Source organism: Pantoea sp. BJ2 (assembly GCF_040255075.1).
Taxonomy (GTDB): Bacteria; Pseudomonadota; Gammaproteobacteria; order Enterobacterales; family Enterobacteriaceae; genus Pantoea; species Pantoea leporis.
Genome location: NZ_CP158292.1, coordinates 2,979,861 through 3,002,990, shown reverse-complemented (window position 1 = coordinate 3,002,990; position 23,130 = coordinate 2,979,861). Strand labels below are relative to the sequence as shown.

The following is a 23,130-nucleotide window of genomic DNA, read 5'->3' as shown; positions in this document are numbered from 1 at the left end:
TGCGCTGGTATGGCTTTAAGCTCACCATAAAATGCGCTCGAATGAGTACGTCATTAACAGTGACAGATCAAAAACTGCACGAATGCGTCACTCTTCTCATTATGCCGTGATTCGCCGTTTCGCCAAATCAGTAAATCGATTCAGCTTGATCCACTTCAAAGGCGGATTAATTTCAGGCACCGAAATAATTGGAAGCTTAAATACCAGAGCCGCATCACTGAAAGCAATCTGTCGGGTGATAAAAGTGAGATCTGCACCACAAAAAAGCACCCATTCGGGTGCTTTTTTCGTCAGTTTCAGACTTTCAGCATCACTGCTGGAGTTCTTTCTCAGTGAAGAGATCGGCAAACAGCGCGGTACTTAAATAACGTTCGCCGGAGGAGGGCAGAATCACCACGATGTTCTTGTTGGCGAAGGCTTCATCTTCTTGCAGCTTCAGCGCGGCAGCAACGGCAGCACCTGAAGAGATACCTGCTAAAATACCTTCTTCTTCCATCAGCTTACGGGCGGTGCTAATGGCTTCTTCATTGGTGATCGCCACTACGCGGTCGATCAATTCCAGATCAAGGTTGCCAGGAATGAAGCCGGCACCGATGCCCTGAATTTTATGTGGGCCTGGTTTGATCTCTTCGCCCGCCAGTGCCTGAGCAATAACCGGTGAATCTGTTGGCTCAACGGCAACGGTAATCAACTCGGTCTTGCCTTTGGTATTCTTGATGTAACGGCTCACGCCTGTCAGCGTACCGCCGGTGCCCACGCCCGCAATAAACACGTCCACTTCGCCGTCGGTGTCTTCCCAAATTTCTGGACCGGTGGTTTTTTCGTGGATTTCCGGGTTGGCTGGGTTGCTGAACTGCTGCAACAGCACATATTTGTCCGGATCGCTGGCGACAATCTCTTCCGCCTTCGCGATGGCACCTTTCATGCCTTTAGGACCTTCGGTTAGCACCAGGTTAGCTCCCAGCGCTTTCAGCAGCTTGCGGCGCTCAATTGACATGGTTTCTGGCATGGTTAGCGTCAGCTTGTAACCGCGCGCTGCGGCGACGTAAGCCAGCGCAATACCGGTGTTACCGCTGGTTGGTTCAACCAGCTCAACGCCCGGCTTCAAAATACCGCGTTTTTCCGCGTCCCAAATCATATTGGCACCGATACGGCATTTGATGCTGAAGCTCGGGTTGCGCGACTCGACCTTAGCCAGAATGCGGCCGTTACCGATGCGGTTCAGTCGAACCAGCGGCGTATGACCAATTGTCAGAGAGTTGTCTTCATAGATCTTACTCATAGCTCGTCCTTAACTGTATGAAATATTGGGAACCCTCAGAGCATACCTTTTCTAATGATGTGCGGAAGGAAAGAAATCGCATATCTATATAGCGCACAACCATAAGCCTTACGCAAAAATGCATAAGACGATTTAAAGCTTTAGCGGCGTGCATGTTGTGCATGATAACGATCCACCCACATGGCCGTTGCACCGCATACCGCAACCGGCAGAATCGCCAGATTGATAATCGGGATCATGGTGAACAGGCTAACCAGCGCACCAAATTGCATATTTGCGCTTTTGTGCTGGCGCAACGCCTGGCGCATCTGCTGGAAACTCACTTTGTGGTTATCAAATGGGTAGTCGCAATACTGCACGGACAGCATCCACGCACTGAATAAAAACCATAGAACGGGCGCCACCGTTTGTCCAAAGCCGGGGATAAAGTGCAGCAACAGCAAACCAAGCGCACGCGGCAAATAGTAGCCGAGCTTCTGAAACTCTCGCTTCATGATGCGCGGTATGTCTTTTATCAGGCCCACCCAACCGCTATCTGGTAATGGCGTTCCGGTCAATCGCCCTTCAAGCTGCTCGGCGAGCAAGCCACAGAAGGGCGCGGCAATCAGATTTGCCAGAGTCGAAAAGAAGTAACTGAATACCAACACAATCGAAATCACTGAGAGCGGCCATAGCAGATAACTCAGCCACTGCAGCCAGTCAGGGATATGTGACATTAAAGCCGGGATCCACTGCCCCAAGCGCTGAAACAACCAGATAAAGGCACCGCCAAGTAGCACGATGTTGATCAGTAGCGGCATGATGACATAGCGACGAATGCCGGGCAGGCGCACCAGTTTCCATCCTTCAGCGAAGTAGTGAACACCATTAAATGTTGAGACCGAATTTCCTGCGGGCATAGCGAGCCTTTCTCCTAAATATAGCGGCGCGACCATCATAACCTGGCTTTTTATCGGCTTCAGGCAGTGTTTGCGCGAAAAAACAGCAAAAAAGCGTGGGGCAGCTATCTAATTTGTCAGAAAATACTGCACAGACTTGCACTTGTTTAGCTGGGCAAATACAGTTAGAGGATAAAGTTTGCCGTGGTGGCAAGGTATTGGAACAACAGAGAATACAATGATGCAGGATTTGCGTCTGATATTAATCGTTGTTGGCGCGATCGCCATAATAGCGCTGCTACTTCATGGACTGTGGACCAGCCGTAAAGAGCGCTCCTCCGTGTTTCGTGATCGCCCGCACAAACGTCTGAAACAGCGCGAAGAAGCCGATGAAGATCTGCTGAGCGAAGAAGATGATGGCGTCGGCGAAGTCCGTGTACGTCGTCCTCGTGATGCGGATGAAGAACCTGAATTCACTGCACGTCCAGCGAGCGCGCCGCGTGCGCCTGAACCTGTACGTCAACCGGCATCACGTCAGGCTGACCCATTATTAGGCGATCCGCTGCTGGATAACGAGCCAGACGTGCGTAAGCCGGCTGCGCCGCAAGCGCCAGTGGCGAAGCCAGCGCCAGCGCCTGCACCACAACCAATTCAGGCCGATCCATTGCTGGATAACGAACCGCTTTCCGCGACTCAACCTGCACCTGAATTCCTCGCCGCAGAAGAGCCAGAATTCGAACCTGAAGCGCCAGTTGCACATCAACCAGAAGCGCCACAGCCAGCGGCTGCTGCGCCTGGCAGTAAAAAAGAGGCCGTATTAGTGCTGCACGTAGCTGCACATGCGGGCGGCGAACTGAACGGTGAAGCGCTGTTGCAGGGCATCCTGCAGGCCGGATTCCAGTTTGGTGAGATGAACATTTTCCATCGCCATCTTAGCCCAGCCGGCAGCGGTCCGGTGCTGTTTAGCCTGGCGAACATGGTGAAGCCGGGTTCATTCGATCCGGATCAAATGGGGAATTTCTCAACGCCTGGCGTCTCGATCTTCATGATGGTGCCGTCGTACGGCGATGCGAATCAGAACTTCAAGCTGATGCTGCAATCCGCGCAGCGTATCGCTGATGATGTAGGCGGCGTGGTGCTGGATGATGAGCGTCGCATGATGACGCCGCAGAAGCTGGAAACCTACAAAACGCGTATTCGCGAAGTTATCGGTTAATCGCCGCTAGCTGAGTCAAAACAAGTATAACCCCCGCCTGTCGGGGGTTTTTTATCGGATAAGAGACTATGAAATCGGTTCAGGAGCAGATCACCGCGCTGCGCACCACGTTACGTCACCACGAATATCTCTACCACGTGATGGATACGCCGGAAATTCCGGATGCAGAGTATGACCGATTGATGGTTCAGCTGCGCGAGCTGGAAAGCGCACATCCTGATTTGATCACCCCTGATTCACCCACCCAACGCGTGGGTGCGGCACCGCTGGCGGCTTTTGAGCAAGTGCGTCATGAAGTGCCGATGTTATCGCTGGACAACACCTTTGATGAAGCGGGCTTCCTTGCCTTTAATAAACGCGTGCAGGATCGCCTTAAAAGCACTGACGAATTGACTTACTGCTGCGAGCTCAAGCTGGATGGTCTAGCCGTGAGCTTGCTGTATGAAGATGGCCTGCTGGTGCGTGCGGCGACGCGCGGAGATGGTACCACTGGCGAGAACATCACGGCGAACGTGCGCACAATTCACGCCATTCCGCTGCGTCTGCATGGCGATAACATCCCCGCACGCGTTGAAGTGCGTGGCGAAGTGTTTATCACCGAAAGCGGTTTTGAAAAGCTGAATGAAGAAGCGCGTCGCACCGGCGCGAAAGTCTTTGCTAACCCACGCAACGCCGCAGCCGGTTCACTGCGCCAGCTCGATCCACGCATCACCGCTAAACGTCCACTGACCTTCTTCTGCTACGGTTTTGGTCTGCTGGAAGGCGGTGAAATGCCTGCCAGCCATTGGCAACGTCTGCAACAGTTTAAGGCGTGGGGATTGCCAGTCACCGATCGTATTCGCCTGGCACACAGCGCCGATGAAGTGCTGGCGTTTTATCGTCAGGTTGAGCAGGAGCGCCCGTCGCTCGGCTTCGATATCGATGGCGTGGTTATCAAGGTCGATTCGCAGGCGCTGCAGGAGCAGCTCGGCTTTGTGGCGCGAGCGCCGCGCTGGGCTGTAGCCTTTAAATTCCCGGCGCAGGAACAGATGACGTTCGTGCGCGATGTCGAATTCCAGGTGGGCCGCACCGGCGCGATTACGCCCGTCGCGCGTCTGGAGCCGGTTCAGGTTGCGGGCGTTGTGGTAAGTAATGCCACGCTGCACAACGCCGATGAAATTGCCCGACTGGGTTTGCGCATTGGCGACAAGGTGGTGATTCGCCGCGCCGGTGACGTGATTCCGCAAGTGGTCAACGTGGTGGAATCGGAGCGCCCGGCAGAGACGCGTGAAATCGTCTTCCCAGGTCATTGCCCGGTGTGCGGTTCAGACGTTGAACGCGTGGAAGGTGAAGTTGTGACGCGCTGCACCGGCGGCCTGATTTGTGGCGCGCAGCGTAAAGAAGCACTTAAACACTTCGTTTCGCGTCGTGCGATGGATGTCGATGGCATGGGCGATAAGATCATCGATCAGCTGGTGGAGAAAGAGTACGTCTTAACGCCAGCCGATCTGTTCCGCCTTACTGCCGGTAAGCTAACCGGACTCGATCGCATGGGCCCTAAATCGGCTCAGAACGTGGTTGATGCGCTGGAAAAGGCCAAATCCACCACGCTGGCACGTTTCCTCTATGCGCTGGGTATTCGCGAAGTGGGCGAAGCCACTGCCGCCAACCTTGCCAATCACTTTGGCGAGCTGGAAAAGGTGATGAACGCCGATCTCGATGCGCTGATTGAAGTACAAGATGTCGGCAAAGTGGTGGCGACGCATGTGCGTAACTTTATGGATGAAGAGAGCAACCGCGCCGTTATTCGCGATCTTACTGAAGAGATTGGCGTGCACTGGCCGCAGGTTGAAGTGGTCAATGTCGAAGAAATTGATAGTCCATTTGCCGGTAAAACCGTGGTACTGACCGGCTCTCTGTCGCAGATGAATCGCGATGATGCCAAAGAGCGTCTGGTAGCGTTGGGCGCTAAAGTGAGCGGTAGCGTGTCGAAGAAAACCGATTTGCTGATTGCGGGGGAAGCGGCCGGTTCCAAGCTGGCGAAAGCGCAGGAGCTCGGCATTCCGGTGATCGACGAAGCGGAAATGATTCGCCTGCTCGGAGCGTAACGTGGATAAACAGCAACTGGTTGAAATCGCCAACACCGTGATGCCGTTCGGCAAGTACAAGGGCAGAGCGCTGATTGATGTGCCGGAGGAGTATTTGTTGTGGTTCGCTCGCAAAGATGAATTCCCGGCCGGTAAGTTAGGCGAATTGATGCAGCTGACGCTGACCATCAAGATCGAAGGGCTGGAAGGTTTAATCAAACCGCTCAAGCGCAATGAATAACAAAACGGCCCGCTTTTGCGGGCCGTTATATTTAGGACTTCTGCGCTTCTACTTGCTGCTGCGCCAGCCGTTTTTCATTGCCGGCTTTATAGCGCTGGGCAATGAAAGAACACACCATTAACTGCACCTGATGGAAGATCATCAGCGGCAGCACGATAATCCCCACGGAACTGGCCGGGAACAGGATGTTGGCCATCGGGACTCCGTTTGCCAGACTCTTTTTCGAGCCACAGAACAGCACCACAATCTCGTCCGCACGGCTGAAGCCAAACAGGCGCGATGCCGCCAGGTTAATCGCCAGTGCGATAAACAGCACCAGCACGCTGCCGACCAGAATCCACAGCAAGGTATCCACGCCCACGCGATGCCAAATGCCGTTCACCACCGCTTCGCTGAAGGCGGAGTAAACCACCAGCAGAATCGAGGTTTGGTCGGTTTTACCAATCAGGCTGCGATGCTTCTCGACCCACGCGCCAATCCAGCGACGCGACAGATGTCCTAAAACAAACGGCACCAGCAGTTGCAGCATAATTTTGCCAATCTGCTCCAGACCGTTGCCCGGTATTTCGCTGTGCACATTCATCACCAAATTCACCAGCAGCGGCGAGACAAATACGCCGAGCAGGCTGGAGGCTGAAGCCGCACAGACCGCAGCGGCGACGTTGCCGCCCGCCATTGAGGTGAAGGCGATTGAGGATTGCACGGTCGCTGGCAGAATACACAGATAGATAAAGCCGGTGTAAATCTCCGGGCTGACGTTAACCGGATGCCACCAGACAATCAGCAAACCAATAATCGGGAAAATCACAAAGGTGCTGCACATAATCCACAAGTGCAAACGCCAGTGGCTGCTGCCGGCAATGATCTTCTCGCGCGACAGTTTGGCGCCATGCATAAAGAACAGCAGGGCGATGGCGGCGGTGGTCAGATATTCGAAGATATCGACAAAGACGCCTTTGGCAGGAATAAAGCTGGCCAGCAGCACGGTAATGATGAGTTTAATCATCATCGGATCGAGGCGTAAAAATCCCATTGTTAAAATCCGGTTAAATTTAAAAAAATGATGGTGCTGATTGTGCGCCTGCTGGGTTTAGAAATAAAATTGATTTATTGCATCAATCTATGAGCGATATCGATGAATTACACCTTACGTCAGTTGCGTACCTTTGTCGCGGTGGCGCATCACGGCAGCTTCAGTCTGGCCGGCCAAGCGATTGGTTTAAGTCAGTCGGCGGTCAGCCATAGCATTAAAGAGCTGGAAGCGGAAATGGGCGTGCGCTTACTCGATCGCACTACGCGGGAAGTAATGCTGACCGAGGCGGGGCAGCAGCTGGCCACACGGCTTAATCGTCTGCTGGACGACCTCAATACCACCGTGTTGGATGTGCGCAGCTATGGCGAACAGCGCAGCGGCACGGTGCGTGTTGCCGCCAGCCAAACGCCTTCTGCCCATCTGATGCCGCAGTGCCTGGCCAGCAGCCAGCAGCGCTATCCGGATATCCGCGTCATCCTGCATGACCGCGTACAGCAATGGGTGCTGCAAAGCGTACGCAATGCGGAGGTTGATTTTGGCATTGTAATTGGCCCGCTCAACGACACTGATTTCGACAGCGAAGAGATTCTGCAGGAGCCTTTTTTACTGCTGTGTCATGAAGATGACGAGCTGGCGCAAATTGAACAGGCGCAATGGTCGATGCTGGCCGGACGCAATATGGTGCTACAGGATTATGCTTCCGGCAGTCGCGTGTTAGTTGATGCCGCGCTGCAACAGCTGGCGTTGAGTGTGCATGTGGTGCAGGAAATCGGTCATCCCGCTACGCTTTATCCGATGGTGGAAGCGGGAATTGGCATCAGCATTCTGCCTGCGCTGGCCTTGCCGTTGCCGTCAGGACGCAAACTCACGGTGCGGCGTCTTTATCCGGAAATTAATCGCAGCCTGATGCTGATAAAGCGCAAAAACCGCTCGCTGACACCCGCCGCAGAAGCGATCTGGCAGGAAGTGCGCCAGCAGGCAGCCCTGCTGACGCAACAACGCATGCTAAAGCCGGCGTTTTAAACGTACACGTTGATTTGATTGGTATCAGTTGGGCGGTTAATACCATCAGCTTTGGTGGCCGCAGGTTGCTGTGCTTCCTGTTTCTGTTGCGCTTTCTCAGCTTGCTGCTGCTCAATTTGCGCGATTTGCGCTTCAATCATTTGAATCTGTGATTGCAGCATCTGCTCCTGTTCAGACTTTTGCTCATCGGTGAGCGTATCGTCGCTGGAAAGATCTTTCAGCTGCTTAGTGATGGATTGAATCTGTTTATAGAGGCTGGCGATTTCTGAGGTGGAACCGCCGCCGCTACTTGCGGTGCTGACACTACCTACGCTGGATATAGACATGGTTTTCTCCTTGCAATAGACCATTATCGTTATCGGTCAGAGTATAAGGAGGCTTGAGGGCAGGGAGTGTTAAACTTGCGAAAAGGGTTCGTTGGGATTTAGCGCATTAACCACAGATTTAACGCATAGCAAAAAGGCGCCTTTAGGGCGCCTTTTTACATTGGTGGGTCGTGCAGGATTCGAACCTGCGACCAATTGATTAAAAGTCAACTGCTCTACCAACTGAGCTAACGACCCGAAGTGGTGGGTGATGACGGGCTCGAACCGCCGACCCCCTCCTTGTAAGGGAGATGCTCTACCAACTGAGCTAATCACCCACTTCGGTACTGCTTAACAAGAGTGTCATCTGACTAAGATATGGTGGGTGATGACGGGCTCGAACCGCCGACCCCCTCCTTGTAAGGGAGATGCTCTACCAACTGAGCTAATCACCCATATCTTATCTCTTGTTCACTGCGGGCCATCTTTAAACCTTCTAAAGAGTGGTGGGTGATGACGGGCTCGAACCGCCGACCCCCTCCTTGTAAGGGAGATGCTCTACCAACTGAGCTAATCACCCCCGCTGTGTGGAGTCGCATTATAGGGATCCTTCAAAGTGAGTCAACGGTTTTTAAAACTTAAATGTGCGTTCGCTTTAAAAATAATCATCGTGGGGTGCTTTTCGCCAATGTGCTGGTTTTATTAGCAGAAAAGCGCACAGCAAACCGGGATGCCACCGCGACAATCATTGAGGAATCAGCCTCACCTGCTAGAATGTGCGCACTGTTTTTTCGCGTTAACCCGTTTTTTTGTCATCCAGACAATGAAACCTGCGCATTTAAGGCAATGCTGAATGAAAATCAAAACTCGCTTCGCACCCAGCCCAACGGGCTATCTGCACGTAGGCGGTGCTCGTACTGCTCTTTACTCCTGGCTTTATGCTCGCCATAACAAAGGCGAATTCGTTCTGCGTATCGAAGATACCGATCTGGAGCGTTCCACACCGGAAGCCATTGAAGCCATCATGGATGGTATGAACTGGCTGAGCCTTAACTGGGATGAAGGTCCGTATTATCAGACCAAGCGTTTTGATCGCTACAACGCGGTGATCGACGACATGCTGGAAGCGGGCACGGCCTATAAATGCTACTGCAGTAAAGAACGTCTCGATGCGCTGCGTGAAGAGCAGATGGAAAAAGGCGAAAAGCCGCGTTATGACGGCCGCTGCCGCGACAGCCATGAACATCACGCCGCTGATGAGCCGTGCGTGGTGCGCTTCCGCAACCCGCAGGACGGTTCTGTCATCTTTGACGATCAGATTCGTGGTCCGATTGAATTCAGCAATCAGGAACTGGATGACCTGATCATTCGTCGTACCGACGGTTCGCCCACCTATAACTTCTGTGTGGTGGTGGATGACTGGGATATGGGCATCACTCACGTGATTCGTGGTGAAGACCATATCAACAACACGCCACGCCAGATCAATATCCTGAAAGCGATCGGTGCAGAAGTGCCAACTTACGCGCACGTATCAATGATCCTCGGCGATGACAGTAAGAAGTTGTCCAAGCGTCATGGCGCTGTTGGCGTGATGCAGTATCGTGATGACGGTTATTTGCCGGAAGCGCTGCTCAACTATCTGGTACGTCTTGGCTGGTCACATGGCGATCAGGAGATTTTCAGCGTGCCGGAAATGGCAGAGCTGTTCACTCTGGATGCCGTGAGTAAGTCGGCCAGTGCTTTCAATACTGAAAAACTGCAGTGGCTGAATCATCACTACATTAATACGCTGCCGCCGGAGTACGTTGCTACGCAGCTGCAATGGCATATTGAACAGCAGAAGATTGATACCCGCACCGGTCCGGAGTTGGCAAAGCTGGTTACCTTACTGGGCGAGCGTTGCAAAACCCTGGTAGAGATTGCGGCATCTTGCCGTTACTTCTATGAAGAGTTTGAAGCCTTTGATGCTGACGCGGCGAAGAAGCATCTGCGTCCGGTCGCGCGTCAGCCGCTGGAAGTGGTGCGCGACAAACTGGCTGCAATCAGCGACAGCAACTGGAACGCAGAGAATGTGCATCATGCAATTCAGTCTGCGGCAGATGAGCTGGAGCTGGGGATGGGCAAAGTCGGTATGCCACTGCGTGTAGCGGTGACCGGTTCTGGTCAGTCACCGGCGCTGGATGTGACGGTGGAAGCGATTGGTCGCAGCCGCAGCGTTGCGCGAATCGAAAAAGCGCTGGCATTCATCGCGGAGCGCGAAGCAAACGCATAATATGAAAAAGCCGGAAGCATCTGCTTCCGGCTTATTTATTCTTCCTGAATCCCCAGACGTTCCAGTACGCCTCGAATTCCCTCCCGCAACAACAACGCCGCAAATTGCTCTTGCTCCGCTGCCGTCATTTGCTGGACAGAATTTATTAATAACGCAGGTAACGTATTTTGTTGTGCACCGTAATTAGCCGCCGGTTCGTTCGCGTGGCGGGTGGATTGAACAAAGCTCTTTACGCGCTCATCTATATGGATCAATCGCGCTTTACCGCCCTGAACACCGGGCTTTGGCGTGGTTGTCCAGTTTTCACGCTTGATCCATTTATTCACCGTTTGCCGACTGTAGCCCGTTTCCTGCGCGAGCTCCTCGGGGGTAAGCCATTCCTTTTTCACGATGCTGTCCCTGTTAAATACATTAGTTCTACATATTACAACAAAACGTAACGGGGAAAAGTAACCTGAACAGAAAATGCCTTCTGCTCTCCAACAAAAGGCAAAATTCGGTTATTGCGCCTGGCTCACTGCGGGTTGTTCCGGACGGAAAGCGATGAAATAGGTGAGGCCAACAAAAATTGCACCGCCCACGCCGTTACCGAGGAACACCGCGATCACGTTTGGCGCAAATTCCGCCCAGCTCATCTGCCCGGCAAAAATTGCCGCCGGAACAATAAACATGTTTGCGACGACGTGCTGGAAGCCAATCGCCACGAACGCCATCACCGGGAACCACATACCGAAAATTTTACCTACCACATCTTTACTGGCGAAGGCGAGCCACACCGCCAGACACACCAGCCAGTTGCAGCCCACGCCGGAAATAAAGGCATGCAGGAAATCGGCATTCACTTTTGCGTGCGCAATCGCCACGGTTTTTTTCAGGTAATCGCCTTCGGTCATGCCCAGCATGTGACCAAAGAACCATGCAACCGCAACGCTGCCAATGAAATTGGCGAGGGTAACCCAAAACCAGTTACGCAGAACGCTGAAGCCACTGATGCGACGAGCGAACCAGGCGATGGGCATCGTCATCATATTGCCGGTCAGCAGCTCGCCGCCCGCCAGTACCGTCATGATCAACCCGACCGGGAACACCGCAGCGCCGAGCAGCACGCCGAATGAACCCCATTCAGCAGGCAGTTGGTTAATGACATGCAGATCGAGCAGGAAGCCAGTGGCGATAAACGCACCGGCCATAAAGCCAAGAATCAACAAGGTGGAGATAGGCAGGCGGCTTTTAGCCACGCCAGCTTGAATCGCCAGTTGGGCGATCTCTTTAGGTGTATGCAGCGACATAGTTCACTTTTCTTTTATGGATTAATGGGGACGTTGCTGGCCGGTCATTGAGAGAACACCCTGGTAGGATGACCGGTTAATTAGCGCGCTAAGTTTTACACGCACTTTTAACGAAAACAAGACTGCTTCTAACATCTTTAACCTAAAGTTAACGCTGGGTTGAGGTTGGAGTGGGGAAGCATTGTTGGATAATGCATATAAATAGTCGCGAAGCGGGATGGCGTGTTGAAAAAAAACCATGCTGACGCGGGGTTGACGCCTTTTTCAGCGATCAAACACAGAACGAGAATTTGACGTTGACACTCAAGGGGCGGTTTCATATTATCCCGTCCGTCGAGTTTACTCGGCAGTTTTTCGGTTCGGGGGTATAGCTCAGCTGGGAGAGCGCTTGCATGGCATGCAAGAGGTCAGCGGTTCGATCCCGCTTATCTCCACCAAACCGCTCCCAACGGTTTGACCGAAAAATGATTTCCAGATGTGGGGGTATAGCTCAGCTGGGAGAGCGCTTGCATGGCATGCAAGAGGTCAGCGGTTCGATCCCGCTTATCTCCACCAAATCTCTGTTCATTCTGAACACATTCAAAAAAATACCTTCTTAAACGCAACGCAGTAAATTGCGATTTTTGTCGTTTAAAGGGCCGCCATTTTGGCGACCTCATCACTCACCACGCAAATTATCATCAGGCCGTAACAGCCTGCGGCTGCAATTGCAGCACCCGGAAACCGTGCGTGCCATCGCGATCCAGCTGCGCCACCAAACCGTATTCCCAGTCCAGATACGCCTGCATCACGCCCGCTTCAATATCGGTGCCTTCATACGGGCGACGATAGCGATCAATGGCCGGGGACAGCAGTTGCTGCTCTCCTTGCTCCGTTGGCAAACCCGCTTCGCGCCAGGCAGCGTTACCGCCCTCCAGCACAAACACCGGCTTGCCGGTCAGCTCAGCCACTTGTTGCACCGCATAACCCGCTAGCAGGCTGCTGCCGCAGGTCAGAACATAGCGACGTGCCTCCGGCAACAACGCTTTGCCTTGCTGCTGCAGGGTAGAGCGCAGCAACCAGGCCGCGCCCGGAATATGGCTGTGGAGATGGTTCGCGCGCGTGGTGAAATCCAGTACCTGCGTTTGCCCTTCCTGCAACCATTCCGCTAACTGCTGCGGTGAGATGAATTCGGGTTGAGCGACGGGCGGCACCTGCGCTTTCCAGTTACCGCGTTCACTGAAATCACTGGCCTGCAGCTCCTCCAGCACCGAAACCTGCCAGCCAAGCTGCGCCAGCCAGGATGCGGTCATATTGGCGCGCACGCCGTCATCATCAATTAGCACAATGCGCGCACCGCGCACGCTGGCGTAATGATCGGTCTCCTGCACCAGTTGACCTCCCGGCACATGGCGGCTACCAGGCAGATGCCCGGCCGCGTATTCGTCGGCACCACGCACATCAAACAGATAAGTGGTGCGCGTCTCCTGCTGCCAGCGTTTCAGCGTGGCGAGTGGGATACGTTCCACACCGGCGCGATCGGCGATGATGCGCGCATTGTTCGCCGCCTGACGCTGTGCGGTTTCGCTGGCCTCGCCGTAGCGGCGCGACTGGCCTTTATCCAGCGCATGCCCGGCCAGCGTCCAGCCGATGGTACCATTACGCAGTGCGAACACCGGATTGCGAATCCTGGCGTTCACCAGCGATTGCGTACCAATGATACTGCGCGTGCGGCCGGCGCAGTTCACTATCACCGTGGTCTCCGGCGATGGCGCGATGTCACGCACGCGCAGCACCAGTTCACCGCCCGGCACGCTGGTGGCGCCTGGAATACTCATGGTTTGATATTCATCGAAACGACGCGCATCGAGCACTACCACGTTAGCATCGCTGTTAATCAGCTGATGCACCTCGTCCGCAGATAAAGAAGGTGTGTGATTGTGATGCTCAACCAGCTCGCCAAAGGCTTTGCTGGGTGAATTCACGTCGATAAACAGTTCGCCGCCTGCCGCTTGCCAGCCGGCCAAATCATCTGCCAGCAGCGCGACATTGCTGTAACCCAGCGCGGCAATCCGTTCGGCAGCGGTTTGCGCCAGGCCTTCGTTACCGTCATACAGCGTGATCGCAGTGGTGCGCTGCGGAATGCGGTCCAGCAGCTCAAGCTCCAGTTTTGACAGTGGAATATTCACCGCAAACAACGGATGCGCGGTGGCAAACAGCGCTTCATCGCGCACATCGACAATCGCCACTTCCTGCTGCTGACGCAGGGCCTCAATAATTTCCGCCGCCTGGCGTAAAGGGAAAACCGGTTTAGTCATGTGAAAGGTCCCAAATGTTCGGTAAGTAACGGTTGCTGTAACCGGAGATAAACGTTTTTTCACTGCCGTCTTCGCGGTAGACCGCGCGTTTGACCGCGCCAATGTTGGCGCCATAAACGTGAATGCTGATGGAGACGCGGTCGTCATAGGCGTTGCTGACGCGATGAATATCGCCTACCGTCGGCGACACCGCTTCAACGCGGCCGGGATCGAGTCGGACTGGCGCGCCTTCCGGCTGCAATCCGTTTGGCCCCGGCTGCCAGGATTGTGAAATCTCTGCGCCGCGCAGCATGCCAATCAGTCCCCATACGCGATGGTCGTGAATCGGCGTTTGCTGGCCTGGCCCCCAGACGAAACTCACCACCGAAAAGCGTTGCTGCGCATCGGCATACAACAAATATTGTTGATAGTGTTCGGGATGAGGTTGGGTAAAGGCGTCGTCCAGCCAGTCGTCGTGGCGAATCAACTCGCCAAGCCACGCGCTGCCACGCTGCAACACCGTGGCCTCCTCCGGCTGCGCATCCAGCAAGTTGGCAAGATTGGTGACAAAATCACGCAGGCGCTGGTGCTGATACTGGCTCATAAGCTTCAGGCGCTCCTTTTATCGGCGGCTGAGAGCGCATCGACTTTCTCGCGCGTCAGCGGAATCAGCTCGCGACCATATTCCACCGCATCGTTAAGTGGATCGAAGCCGCGAATCAGCACGCTATGAATGCCAAGGCGATAATATTCCAGCAGTGCATCGGAAACTTGCTCCGGCGTTCCCACCAGCGCAGTGGAGTTGTAGCCGCCCTGAACCAGTTTTGCGACACCGGTCCACAGCACTTTATCCAGACGATCGCCTTCATTGGCGGCAGCGAGTAAACGCTGCGCGCCAACGCTCTGCGGCTTCGCCTTACCAAAGGCAAAGCCACTTTCGTTAAGCTGTTTTTCGGCCGTGGCGCGGATGTGCTCCGCACGTTCCCAGGCTTCTTTTTCAGTTGTGCCAAGAATCGGCCGGAACGAGATGTTGAAGTTAATTTCGCGGCCCTGTCTGGCGGCAGTGGCACGCACGTTGCGTACCGTCTCTTCCGCGCCTTTCAGCGGCTCGCCCCACAGCGCAAACACATCGGCATGGCGTGCTGCAACATCAATCGCCTCCTGCGACGATCCGCCAAAATAGATGGGCAGTTTATTCTGCAGCGGTTTGATGGCTGAGAACGCCTGCTCGGCCTGATAAAACCGGCCTTGATGATCGTACGGCTGCGCGGATTCGAGACTCTGCTTCAATACGGTGAGGAACTCATCGCTACGCGCATAGCGCTCGGCTTTATTGAGGAAGTCACCGTCGCGGCGCTGCTCGGCATCGCTGCCGCCGCTGATGATGTGCACCGCTAAGCGACCGTCAGTGAGGTGATCAAGCGAAGCCAGTTTGCGCGCCGCTAGCGTCGGCGAGACAAAGCCGGGACGATGCGCCAGCAAAAATTTCAGCGTCGAGGTGTGCGCCGCCGCGTGCGCGGTGACCAGAAAACCATCCGGCTGATCCGACCAATAGCCCACCAGAATGCGATCAAAACCGGCGTCTTCGTGCGCCCGCGCAAAACGCGCAATGTACTCTTTATCGAACAGCGGGCCGCTAGCCGGAATGATTTCGGAAGCGAGGCGGTGGCCTATCATGCCTAGGAATTGAATGCTCATGCGGTTCTCCTGAAGTGACGTCATGGAGAAAAACTACGGGCGCAGGCGGTGTGAACGGAAATTCAATATTGTGCAAAGGTTTTGCGTTTAACAGTGAAGCGGGTGATAGCGGGGGAAAAGCGGAAGCGACGCGGATTAGAACTGATGGAAATAATTAAGAACAGAAGGGCGAGCCGCAGCTCGCCCCGTATATCAGAAGGCCAACACCAGACCAGCGATAGCGGCTGACAGCACGCTCACCAGCGTTGAACCGTACAGCAGTTTCAGGCCGAAGCGTGAAACCACGTTACCTTGCTCTTCGTGCAGACCTTTAATCGCGCCTGCCACAATCCCGATTGAGGAGAAGTTAGCAAAGGAGACCAGGAACACAGAAAGAATACCTTCCGAGTGTGGCGACAGCTGACCGGCGATTTTCTGCAGATCCATCATTGCCACGAATTCGTTGGAAACCAGTTTGGTTGCCATGATGCTGCCCACTTGCAGCGCTTCGTGTGAAGGAACACCCATCACCCACGCAAATGGATAGAACACATAGCCCAGCACGCCCTGGAAGCTGATGCCGAAAATCAGGTCGAACAGCGCGTTCAGACCGGTAATCAAGGCGATAAAACCAATCAGCATTGCGGCAACAATCATCGCAACTTTAAAACCGGCGAGGATGTATTCGCCCAGCATTTCGAAGAAGCTCTGGCCTTTATGCAGGTCCTGCAATTGCAGATCTTCTTCGCTGTCCACGCGGTACGGGTTAATCAGTGACAGCACAATAAAGGTGCTGAACATGTTCAATACCAGCGCGGCCACCACATATTTTGGCTGCAGCATGGTCATGTAGGCGCCGACAATCGACATGGAAACTGTCGACATGGCAGTCGCTGCCATGGTGTACATACGGCGCTGTGACATTTTGCCAAGGATATCTTTATAGGCGATGAAGTTTTCTGACTGTCCCAAAATCAGAGAGCTCACGGCGTTAAAGGATTCCAGTTTGCCCATACCGTTTACTTTGGACAGCACGGTACCAATGCCGCGAATCACCCACGGCAAGATGCGGAAATGCTGCAAAATACCGATTAACGCAGAGATGAAAATGATGGGGCAAAGCACGTTAAGGAAGAAGAAAGCGAGACCTTTTTCGCTCATATTGCCAAACACGAAGTTGGTGCCTTCGGCGGCATATTTGAGCAGATGATCAAAGAATCCTGCGAAGCCCTGCACAAAGCCGAGACCGATGGAGGAGTTCAGGAAGAACCAGGCCAGCAGAATTTCGATTACCAGAAGTTGAACGATATAACGAAGACGGATGCTTTTACGATCGTGGCTGACCAGCAAGGCCAGCACCGCTACCACCACTAGTGCTAAAAGAAAATGCAAAACATGGGACATGTCGGCTCCAAATTTGAGGAGGGTTGTATTTTGTTGCGTATTCTATGTAACGCGTTACTTAAAAACGAGATCAAAACCACATTATAAGTATTCGCTATCGCGTTTTTTCTCAGATAAGTCTGACCGCTCACAACCCTATTACAAATTCATCACAAGAAATATCCACAAAAACATTGTCTATAAAATAACCCAAGAGTAGAGTCTTTTGCGTTGCATTTGTTTTTAGCAAGAACTGACTTTACCGCAATGTATAGCAATGGCTATGCTTTATAGCACCATCTATTACTACAATAACTATAACCAAATTTCATCTGCCTTGAATGACCCTTAATCTGGACAGGTCAACAAGCATTAGGACAGGGTAAAACTATGCTAGAAAGCCGCACCGCCGAGCGCGCCGCTCGCGGAGCCAGAAAGATCAAACTCGCGCTGCTGGGCCCCGCCTTTATTGCGGCGATTGGCTACATCGATCCCGGCAACTTCGCGACCAACATTCAGGCCGGCGCCGCCTATGGCTACAAGCTGTTATGGGTGGTGGTGTGGGCCAACGTCATGGCGATGCTGATCCAGCTGATGTCCGCCAAGCTGGGCATTGCTACCGGCAAAAATCTTGCAGAACACATCCGCGATCGCTTCCCGCGCCCGGCGGTGTGGTTCTATTGGGTGCAGGCGGAAATCATCGCCATGGCCACCGATCTCGCTGAATTTATCGGCGCGGCGCTCGGCTTCAAGCTATTACTTGGCATTTCCCTGCTGCAGGGTGCGGTGTTAACCGGTATCGCGACCTACCTGATTCTGATGCTGCAAAGTCGCGGGCAGAAGCCGCTGGAACTGGTGATTGGCGGTCTGCTGCTGTTTGTAGCGGCGGCTTATATTGTGGAGCTGTTTTTCTCCCAGCCTAAAGTGAGTGAGCTGGTGGTTGGCATGGCGCTGCCATCGCTGCCAACATCGGATGCGGTATTCCTCGCTGCTGGTGTGTTAGGCGCCACCATTATGCCGCACGTGATTTATCTGCACTCGGCGCTGACGCAGCACGGCAATAAAGGCAGCAAGGCGCAACGTTACAGTTCAACCAAGCTGGATGTGGCTATCGCCATGACCATCGCTGGCTTTGTGAATCTGGCGATGATGGCCACCGCCGCCGCGGCGTTTCACTTTAGCGGTCACTCCAGCATCGTCGATCTCGATCAGGCATACCTAACGCTGCAACCGCTGTTGGGTGAAGCGGCAGCAATTGTGTTTGGTTTGAGTCTGGTGGCTGCCGGTCTCTCCTCAACCGTGGTTGGCACGCTGGCGGGACAAGTGGTGATGCAGGGCTTTATCCGTTTCCACATTCCGCTGTGGTTCCGCCGCACCATCACCATGTTGCCCTCTTTTATAGTAATTTGGGCGGGCTGGGATCCCACGCGCATTCTGGTAATGAGTCAGGTGCTGTTGAGTTTTGGTATCGCGCTGGCGCTGATTCCGCTGCTCTCCTTTACCGGCAACCGCGAATTGATGGGCGATGAGATGGTGAACTCGCGTCTGATGCAGAATGCCGGGCGGCTGATTGTGGTGCTGGTGATCGCGCTCAATCTCTATTTGCTGGTCGGCGAAGCGCTCGGTTGGTAACTGCCAGAGAAAAGAAAAATCCCGCCATTGTGCGGGATTTTTTGTTTAGTGATGATGGTGATCGTGGTGACCTCGACGATCATCATGGCGATGATCGTGGCGGTGATGTTCACGACGTTCACGCTCATGCCAGCGGCGTTCGCGCTCACGTTCATAGGCGCGATGACGTTTCCACTCTTCGTGACGCCACCAGCGATGATCGTTGTACTGATAACGATCGTTCCACCAGCGCGGCTCTCGCCAGCGACCGCCGTCCCAGTAATTACCGTGACGATCGCGATCGCCGAGATGCAGCGTAACGCCCGGACCCAAATTGATGGTGGCGCTGTCGGCTTGTGCTGTGCTGATAGCCAACGGGGATAAGGTTGCCAGCAAGGCGGCAAACAAAATGGCACGTTTCATAACTTCTCCTTTTCAGTAGCTTATAACTGCCACCGTTGCGCTAGTTTGCCACATCGGACCAGGGAAGCCTTGAGAATCCGTCTGAAAACGCTGAGGGAAATCTGAAATGAGAATTTTCTGCTGCGGAAAACGCCCGACCAATGCCGGGCGGGTAAACGTTTACACTAAGATATTGTGGATAGCGTCGATCTCATCCTGGCTTAGTTCCGGCTGGCTCAACATCTCAACCGCATCATCAATTTGCGCGGTTTTACTGGCGCCAATCAGCACCGAGGTGACACGCGCATCGCGCAGCACCCAGCTCAGCGCCATCTGCGCCAGCTTCTGGCCGCGCTGTTGGGCAATCGCCTGCAGCTGACGCACTTTTTCCATCTTCTCTTGCGTCAGCTGGTTTTCATTCAGGAACTTACTGCCGCTGGCGATGCGCGAGTCTTGTGGAATACCCTGCAAATAGCGGTCGGTTAACACGCCTCCCGCCAGCGGCGAGAAGGCGATGCAACCAACGCCGTTGTCGCCCAGCACATCCAGTAAACCCTGCTCAGGCGTACGTTCAAACATCGAATAACGCGGCTGGTGGATCAGGCAAGGCGTGCCGAGGTTGCGCAGAATCGCAATCGCTTCGGCAGCTTTGTCTGCCGGATAGTTGGAGATGGCGGCATACAGCGCTTTGCCCTGACGCACCACCTGATCCAGCGCACGCATGGTCTCTTCCAGCGGCGTTTCGGGATCGGGGCGGTGATGATAGAAGATATCAACGTACTCCAATCCCATGCGCTTCAGGCTTTGATCGAGACTGGAAATCAGATACTTGCGCGAACCCCAATCGCCGTATGGGCCGTCCCACATGGTGTAACCGGCTTTAGTTGAGATCACCAGCTCGTCACGCAGTCCCAGAAAATCCTCGCGCAGAATGCGACCAAAGTTGGATTCCGCCGATCCCGGCGGCGGGCCGTAATTATTGGCGAGATCGAAATGGGTAATGCCGCGATCAAAGGCATGGCGCAGCAGTTCACGGCTGTTATCGACGCGCGTACTGTCGCCAAAGTTATGCCACAAACCCAGTGAAATCGCCGGTAACTTCAGGCCGCTACGGCCACTGCGGCGGTATTGCATCTGTTGATAACGTTCGGGATGGGGAAAAGCACTCATGCAGCGTTCCTGTCTCATAGGGGAGAAAGTGACATCAGCATATCAGTGTATGCGTTTACACTAAGGCGAAACGCGCCGAAGATCGCAACTTACAGAATTATCTGTCGTCGTAACGAATGCTTGCCACAAATCACCACGCCACGATGATGAATATCTCGCCAATTCAGCCACATCGCTAATACTCGTGATTATCCCCTTAACAAGGAGCTGTCGATGAAAAACCCGAATGTTGGCGATTATTTACTGCACCGATTACAGCAAGCTGGTATCCGTCATCTGTTCGGCGTGCCCGGCGATTACAACCTGCAATTTCTCGACAGCGTGATTGCGCATCCCGACATTGCCTGGGTTGGCTGTGCCAATGAACTGAATGCGGCGTATGCGGCGGATGGTTACGGGCGCTGCAACGGTGCGGCGGCACTGCTGACCACCTTTGGCGTCGGCGAGCTCAGCGCTATCAACGGCATCGCCGGCAGCTATGCCGAATATGTGCCGGTGATTCATATCGTTGGCGCGCCCGCCAGTCAGGCGCAACAGCAGGGCGATTGTGTACACCATTCGCTGGGCGACGGCGATTTTGGTCACTTCCTGCGTATGGCGCAGGAAGTAAGTGTGGCATCGGCGGTGCTGACGGCGGAAAACGCAGTGACTGAGATTGATCGCGTTATCAGCGAGGCGCTAACGCAACATCGCCCCGGCTATTTATTGCTGGCGGTGGATGTGGCGGCGGCTGAGATTTCGCTACCAGAGGAAAAAGCCACAGCCGCAGATAACCATCAGCAGGTTGCCGTGGCCTTTGCCGATGCGGCAGAACGCTTGCTGGCACCAGCACAGCGCGTGGCGCTGTTGGCCGATTTCCTGGCCTCACGCTGGCAGTTGCAGCCACAGCTTGAGGTGTTGCGCCAGCTGCGTGCGATTCCTGCCACCACCTTGTTGATGGGCAAGGGCGTGCTGAACGAGCAGCAGCCGGGCTTCGTCGGTACGTACGCCGCGCAAGGCAGCAGCGATGCGGTGCGTCAGGCCATCGAAGATACTGACGTTACGCTGTGCGTCGGCGTGCGGTTTACCGACACCTTAACCGCCGGCTTCACACAAAATCTGCCCGCCGAGCGAGTGATCGATCTGCAGCCGTTTCAGGCCACGGTCGCTGGCGAGGTGTTTGCGCCGTTGAGCATGCAGCAGGCGCTGGCGGCGCTGAAGCCGATTTATCAGCGTCACTGCGCGCACTGGCGGCTGGCAGATGCGCCTGAGTGCGAGGAAAGTGAGCAAATTGCTGCGGCGGTAATCAGTCAGCAGGCATTCTGGCAGGCGATGCAGCGCTTCCTGCAACCCGGTGATATTATCCTTGCCGATCAAGGCACTGCGGCCTTTGGCGCGGCGGCGCTGCGTTTACCGCAGGATGCACAACTGTTGGTGCAACCGCTGTGGGGATCGATTGGCTATACTTTACCCGCCACTTTTGGTGCGCAAACCGCGCAGCCAGATCGGCGGGTCATCCTGATCATTGGCGATGGCTCTGCGCAGCTGACGATTCAGGAGTTAGGTTCGATGCTACGCGACGGCCAGCAGCCGATTATCTTCTTGATTAATAACGATGGTTATACCGTTGAGCGCGCGATTCACGGTGCTGAGCAACGTTACAACGATATCGCGCAGTGGAATTGGACCGCGTTGCCGCAGGCGCTGAGCCAGCAGTGTGCGGCGCAGAGCTGGCGCGTCAGCGAAACGGTGCAACTCGACGCGGTGATGGAACAATTAATGCAGAATCGACGTCTGTCGCTGGTGGAAGTGGTGATGGACAAACAGGACTTGCCGCCGCTGCTACGTAAAGTCACCGCCGCACTGCATCAGCGTAATAGTGGCTAAATTTCGGAAAGTTGCCGCTGGGAAGTCGGGCAGGTGATCGGTAGGCTGTGCAGCATCTTTGAATGGATTACGCCCATCGTGCAGGTGGGCGTTGTTGTTTTATTGGCAGGCTTTTATAGTGTCCTGCAATTGTTTATGACCCAAGCGGAGCAGCAGAAGAATGACAACATACGCCCTGGTCGGCGATGTGGGCGGTACCAATGCCCGTCTCGCATTGTGTGAGGTAGAAAACGGCGCTATCTCGCAAGCCCAAACTTTCTCAACATCAGACTACGACAATCTCGAAGCGGTGATTCGCCACTATCTGGACGAGCAAAAACAGGACATTAAGCACGCCTGTATCGCTATTGCCTGTCCGATTACCGGCGATTGGGTGGAGATGACCAACCACGATTGGGCGTTCTCGACCAAAGTGATGAAAGAGCATCTGGCGCTGGAAAGCCTGGAAATCATTAATGATTTCACCGCCGTTTCTATGGCGATTCCGATGCTGAGCGAACAGGAAGTGATTCAGTTTGGCGGTAGAGCGCCGGTTGAAGGCAAGCCTATCGCGATTTATGGTGCGGGTACCGGCCTCGGCGTCAGCCATTTAGTGCACGTGGATAAGCGCTGGATCAGCTTGCCGGGCGAGGGCGGTCACGTTGACTTCGCGCCAAATAGCGAAGAAGAGGGTGAAATTCTCGAAGTGCTGCGCGCGGAGATTGGCCACGTTTCGGCGGAACGCGTGCTGTCCGGTGCCGGTTTGGTTAATCTGTATCGCGCCATCGTGAAGTCAGATGAGCGTGAGCCAGAAAACCTCAAGCCTAAAGATGTTACCGAACGCGCATTAAAAGATACCTGCATTGATTGCCGTCGCGCGCTGTCGCTGTTCTGCGTGATTATGGGCCGTTTTGGCGGCAACCTGGCGCTGAATCTGGGCACCTTTGGCGGCGTTTATATCGCGGGCGGTATTGTGCCGCGCTTCCTCGATTTCTTTAAAGCTTCCGGTTTCCGCGCGGCATTTGAAGATAAAGGTCGCTTCCGCGATTACCTGGTCGATATTCCGGTATATATGATCACCCACGATCAGCCGGGCTTACTCGGCGCCGGTGCGCACCTGCGTCAGGTGTTGGGCCGCGAGCTGTAAAAACGCAGGCG

Annotated in this window: 20 protein-coding genes and 6 tRNA genes; 10 read left to right on the top strand and 16 right to left on the bottom strand. The window is 54.4% G+C overall.

What is annotated here, in order from left to right; genetic code table 11:
• Nucleotides 1-310 precede the first annotated feature (310 nt).
• Complete coding sequence (gene cysK, locus AAF463_RS13905; RefSeq protein WP_101763577.1) at nt 311-1,282, bottom strand: cysteine synthase A; 972 nt, start codon at nt 1,280-1,282, stop codon at nt 311-313.
• A gap of 140 nt (nt 1,283-1,422) precedes the next feature.
• Nucleotides 1,423-2,181 carry a sulfate transporter CysZ gene (cysZ, locus tag AAF463_RS13900; protein ID WP_101763578.1) on the bottom strand — a complete coding sequence of 253 codons (759 nt, stop codon included), beginning with the start codon at nt 2,179-2,181 and terminating at the stop codon, nt 1,423-1,425.
• Between the two features lie 217 nt (nt 2,182-2,398).
• Between cysZ and zipA the strand changes: the two genes are divergently transcribed.
• The 3 genes from zipA (at nt 2,399) to AAF463_RS13885 (ending at nt 5,683) form a co-directional block, all read left to right on the top strand.
• Nucleotides 2,399-3,376, top strand: a complete 978-nt coding sequence (gene zipA, locus AAF463_RS13895; protein WP_137386242.1) for a cell division protein ZipA — start codon at nt 2,399-2,401, stop codon at nt 3,374-3,376.
• Nucleotides 3,377-3,444: 68 nt separating this feature from the next.
• A complete protein-coding gene (gene ligA / locus AAF463_RS13890; RefSeq protein WP_217548922.1) occupies nt 3,445-5,463 on the top strand; it encodes an NAD-dependent DNA ligase LigA in 2,019 nt (672 codons plus the stop codon).
• Nucleotide 5,464: 1 nt separating this feature from the next.
• The gene (locus AAF463_RS13885; RefSeq protein WP_101763581.1) at nt 5,465-5,683 is read left to right on the top strand and encodes a DUF3820 family protein; all 219 of its coding nucleotides are present in this window, start codon (nt 5,465-5,467) and stop codon (nt 5,681-5,683) included.
• A 31-nt stretch (nt 5,684-5,714) separates the two neighbouring features.
• On the opposite strand, the gene AAF463_RS13880 is transcribed toward AAF463_RS13885, so the two are convergent.
• Nucleotides 5,715-6,716 (bottom strand): bile acid:sodium symporter family protein, encoded by a 1,002-nt coding sequence (locus AAF463_RS13880; protein ID WP_350260958.1) that lies wholly within the window; start codon nt 6,714-6,716, stop codon nt 5,715-5,717.
• Nucleotides 6,717-6,818: 102 nt separating this feature from the next.
• Here AAF463_RS13880 and AAF463_RS13875 point away from each other — a divergent pair, with 102 nt between their 5' ends.
• Nucleotides 6,819-7,739, top strand: coding sequence for a LysR family transcriptional regulator (locus AAF463_RS13875; protein ID WP_101763583.1), 921 nt, complete (start codon nt 6,819-6,821; stop codon nt 7,737-7,739).
• Here AAF463_RS13875 and AAF463_RS13870 read toward each other — a convergent pair.
• From AAF463_RS13870 to AAF463_RS13850, 5 genes are all read right to left on the bottom strand, one after another.
• A complete protein-coding gene (locus AAF463_RS13870) occupies nt 7,736-8,065 on the bottom strand; it encodes a FlxA-like family protein (protein WP_101763584.1) in 330 nt (109 codons plus the stop codon). The genes AAF463_RS13875 and AAF463_RS13870 overlap by 4 nt on opposite strands.
• A 161-nt stretch (nt 8,066-8,226) precedes the next feature.
• Nucleotides 8,227-8,302, bottom strand: a tRNA-Lys gene (locus tag AAF463_RS13865).
• 4 nt (nt 8,303-8,306) lie between these two features.
• Nucleotides 8,307-8,382, bottom strand: a tRNA-Val gene (locus tag AAF463_RS13860).
• Nucleotides 8,383-8,423: 41 nt separating this feature from the next.
• Nucleotides 8,424-8,499 (bottom strand) — tRNA-Val (locus tag AAF463_RS13855).
• A 49-nt stretch (nt 8,500-8,548) separates the two neighbouring features.
• A tRNA-Val gene (locus AAF463_RS13850) sits at nt 8,549-8,624 on the bottom strand.
• A gap of 273 nt (nt 8,625-8,897) precedes the next feature.
• On the opposite strand from AAF463_RS13850, the gene gltX reads away from it, so the two are divergent.
• Nucleotides 8,898-10,319 carry a glutamate--tRNA ligase gene (gene gltX / locus AAF463_RS13845; protein ID WP_101763585.1) on the top strand — a complete coding sequence of 474 codons (1,422 nt, stop codon included), beginning with the start codon at nt 8,898-8,900 and terminating at the stop codon, nt 10,317-10,319.
• 35 nt (nt 10,320-10,354) lie between these two features.
• Here gltX and AAF463_RS13840 read toward each other — a convergent pair whose 3' ends face one another.
• Entirely contained in the window at nt 10,355-10,708 is a 354-nt protein-coding gene (locus tag AAF463_RS13840; protein ID WP_110866524.1) for a YfeC-like transcriptional regulator, read from the bottom strand.
• A 111-nt stretch (nt 10,709-10,819) separates the two neighbouring features.
• Nucleotides 10,820-11,608 (bottom strand): formate/nitrite transporter family protein, encoded by a 789-nt coding sequence (locus AAF463_RS13835; RefSeq protein WP_101763587.1) that lies wholly within the window; start codon nt 11,606-11,608, stop codon nt 10,820-10,822.
• Nucleotides 11,609-11,969: 361 nt separating this feature from the next.
• On the opposite strand from AAF463_RS13835, the gene AAF463_RS13830 reads away from it, so the two are divergent.
• Nucleotides 11,970-12,045 (top strand) — tRNA-Ala (locus AAF463_RS13830).
• A gap of 42 nt (nt 12,046-12,087) precedes the next feature.
• Nucleotides 12,088-12,163, top strand: a tRNA-Ala gene (locus AAF463_RS13825).
• Between the two features lie 125 nt (nt 12,164-12,288).
• Here AAF463_RS13825 and AAF463_RS13820 read toward each other — a convergent pair.
• From AAF463_RS13820 to AAF463_RS13805, 4 genes are all read right to left on the bottom strand, one after another.
• On the bottom strand, nt 12,289-13,905 hold the full coding sequence (locus tag AAF463_RS13820; protein ID WP_350260957.1) for a rhodanese homology domain-containing protein: 1,617 nt from the start codon (nt 13,903-13,905) through the stop codon (nt 12,289-12,291).
• Nucleotides 13,898-14,488, bottom strand: coding sequence for a cysteine dioxygenase (locus AAF463_RS13815; protein WP_137386238.1), 591 nt, complete (start codon nt 14,486-14,488; stop codon nt 13,898-13,900). The genes AAF463_RS13820 and AAF463_RS13815 overlap by 8 nt, the downstream gene beginning before the upstream one ends.
• A 5-nt stretch (nt 14,489-14,493) precedes the next feature.
• The gene (locus AAF463_RS13810) at nt 14,494-15,582 is read right to left on the bottom strand and encodes an LLM class flavin-dependent oxidoreductase (protein WP_192233099.1); all 1,089 of its coding nucleotides are present in this window, start codon (nt 15,580-15,582) and stop codon (nt 14,494-14,496) included.
• A gap of 192 nt (nt 15,583-15,774) precedes the next feature.
• Nucleotides 15,775-16,965, bottom strand: a complete 1,191-nt coding sequence (locus tag AAF463_RS13805; protein WP_101763591.1) for a NupC/NupG family nucleoside CNT transporter — start codon at nt 16,963-16,965, stop codon at nt 15,775-15,777.
• Between the two features lie 369 nt (nt 16,966-17,334).
• On the opposite strand from AAF463_RS13805, the gene AAF463_RS13800 reads away from it, so the two are divergent.
• Complete coding sequence (locus AAF463_RS13800) at nt 17,335-18,576, top strand: Nramp family divalent metal transporter (RefSeq protein WP_008101352.1); 1,242 nt, start codon at nt 17,335-17,337, stop codon at nt 18,574-18,576.
• 45 nt (nt 18,577-18,621) lie between these two features.
• Here the strand turns inward: AAF463_RS13800 and AAF463_RS13795 are convergent, their stop codons facing one another.
• Both AAF463_RS13795 and mgrA read right to left on the bottom strand, forming a co-directional pair.
• Nucleotides 18,622-18,978 (bottom strand): DUF2502 domain-containing protein, encoded by a 357-nt coding sequence (locus AAF463_RS13795; protein ID WP_101763592.1) that lies wholly within the window; start codon nt 18,976-18,978, stop codon nt 18,622-18,624.
• 159 nt (nt 18,979-19,137) lie between these two features.
• Nucleotides 19,138-20,127 (bottom strand): L-glyceraldehyde 3-phosphate reductase, encoded by a 990-nt coding sequence (mgrA, locus tag AAF463_RS13790; RefSeq protein WP_350260956.1) that lies wholly within the window; start codon nt 20,125-20,127, stop codon nt 19,138-19,140.
• A 213-nt stretch (nt 20,128-20,340) separates the two neighbouring features.
• On the opposite strand from mgrA, the gene AAF463_RS13785 reads away from it, so the two are divergent.
• Both AAF463_RS13785 and glk read left to right on the top strand, forming a co-directional pair.
• Nucleotides 20,341-21,993 (top strand): thiamine pyrophosphate-binding protein, encoded by a 1,653-nt coding sequence (locus AAF463_RS13785; protein ID WP_350260955.1) that lies wholly within the window; start codon nt 20,341-20,343, stop codon nt 21,991-21,993.
• Nucleotides 21,994-22,153: 160 nt separating this feature from the next.
• Nucleotides 22,154-23,119, top strand: a complete 966-nt coding sequence (glk, locus tag AAF463_RS13780; RefSeq protein ID WP_101763595.1) for a glucokinase — start codon at nt 22,154-22,156, stop codon at nt 23,117-23,119.
• Nucleotides 23,120-23,130 lie beyond the last annotated feature (11 nt).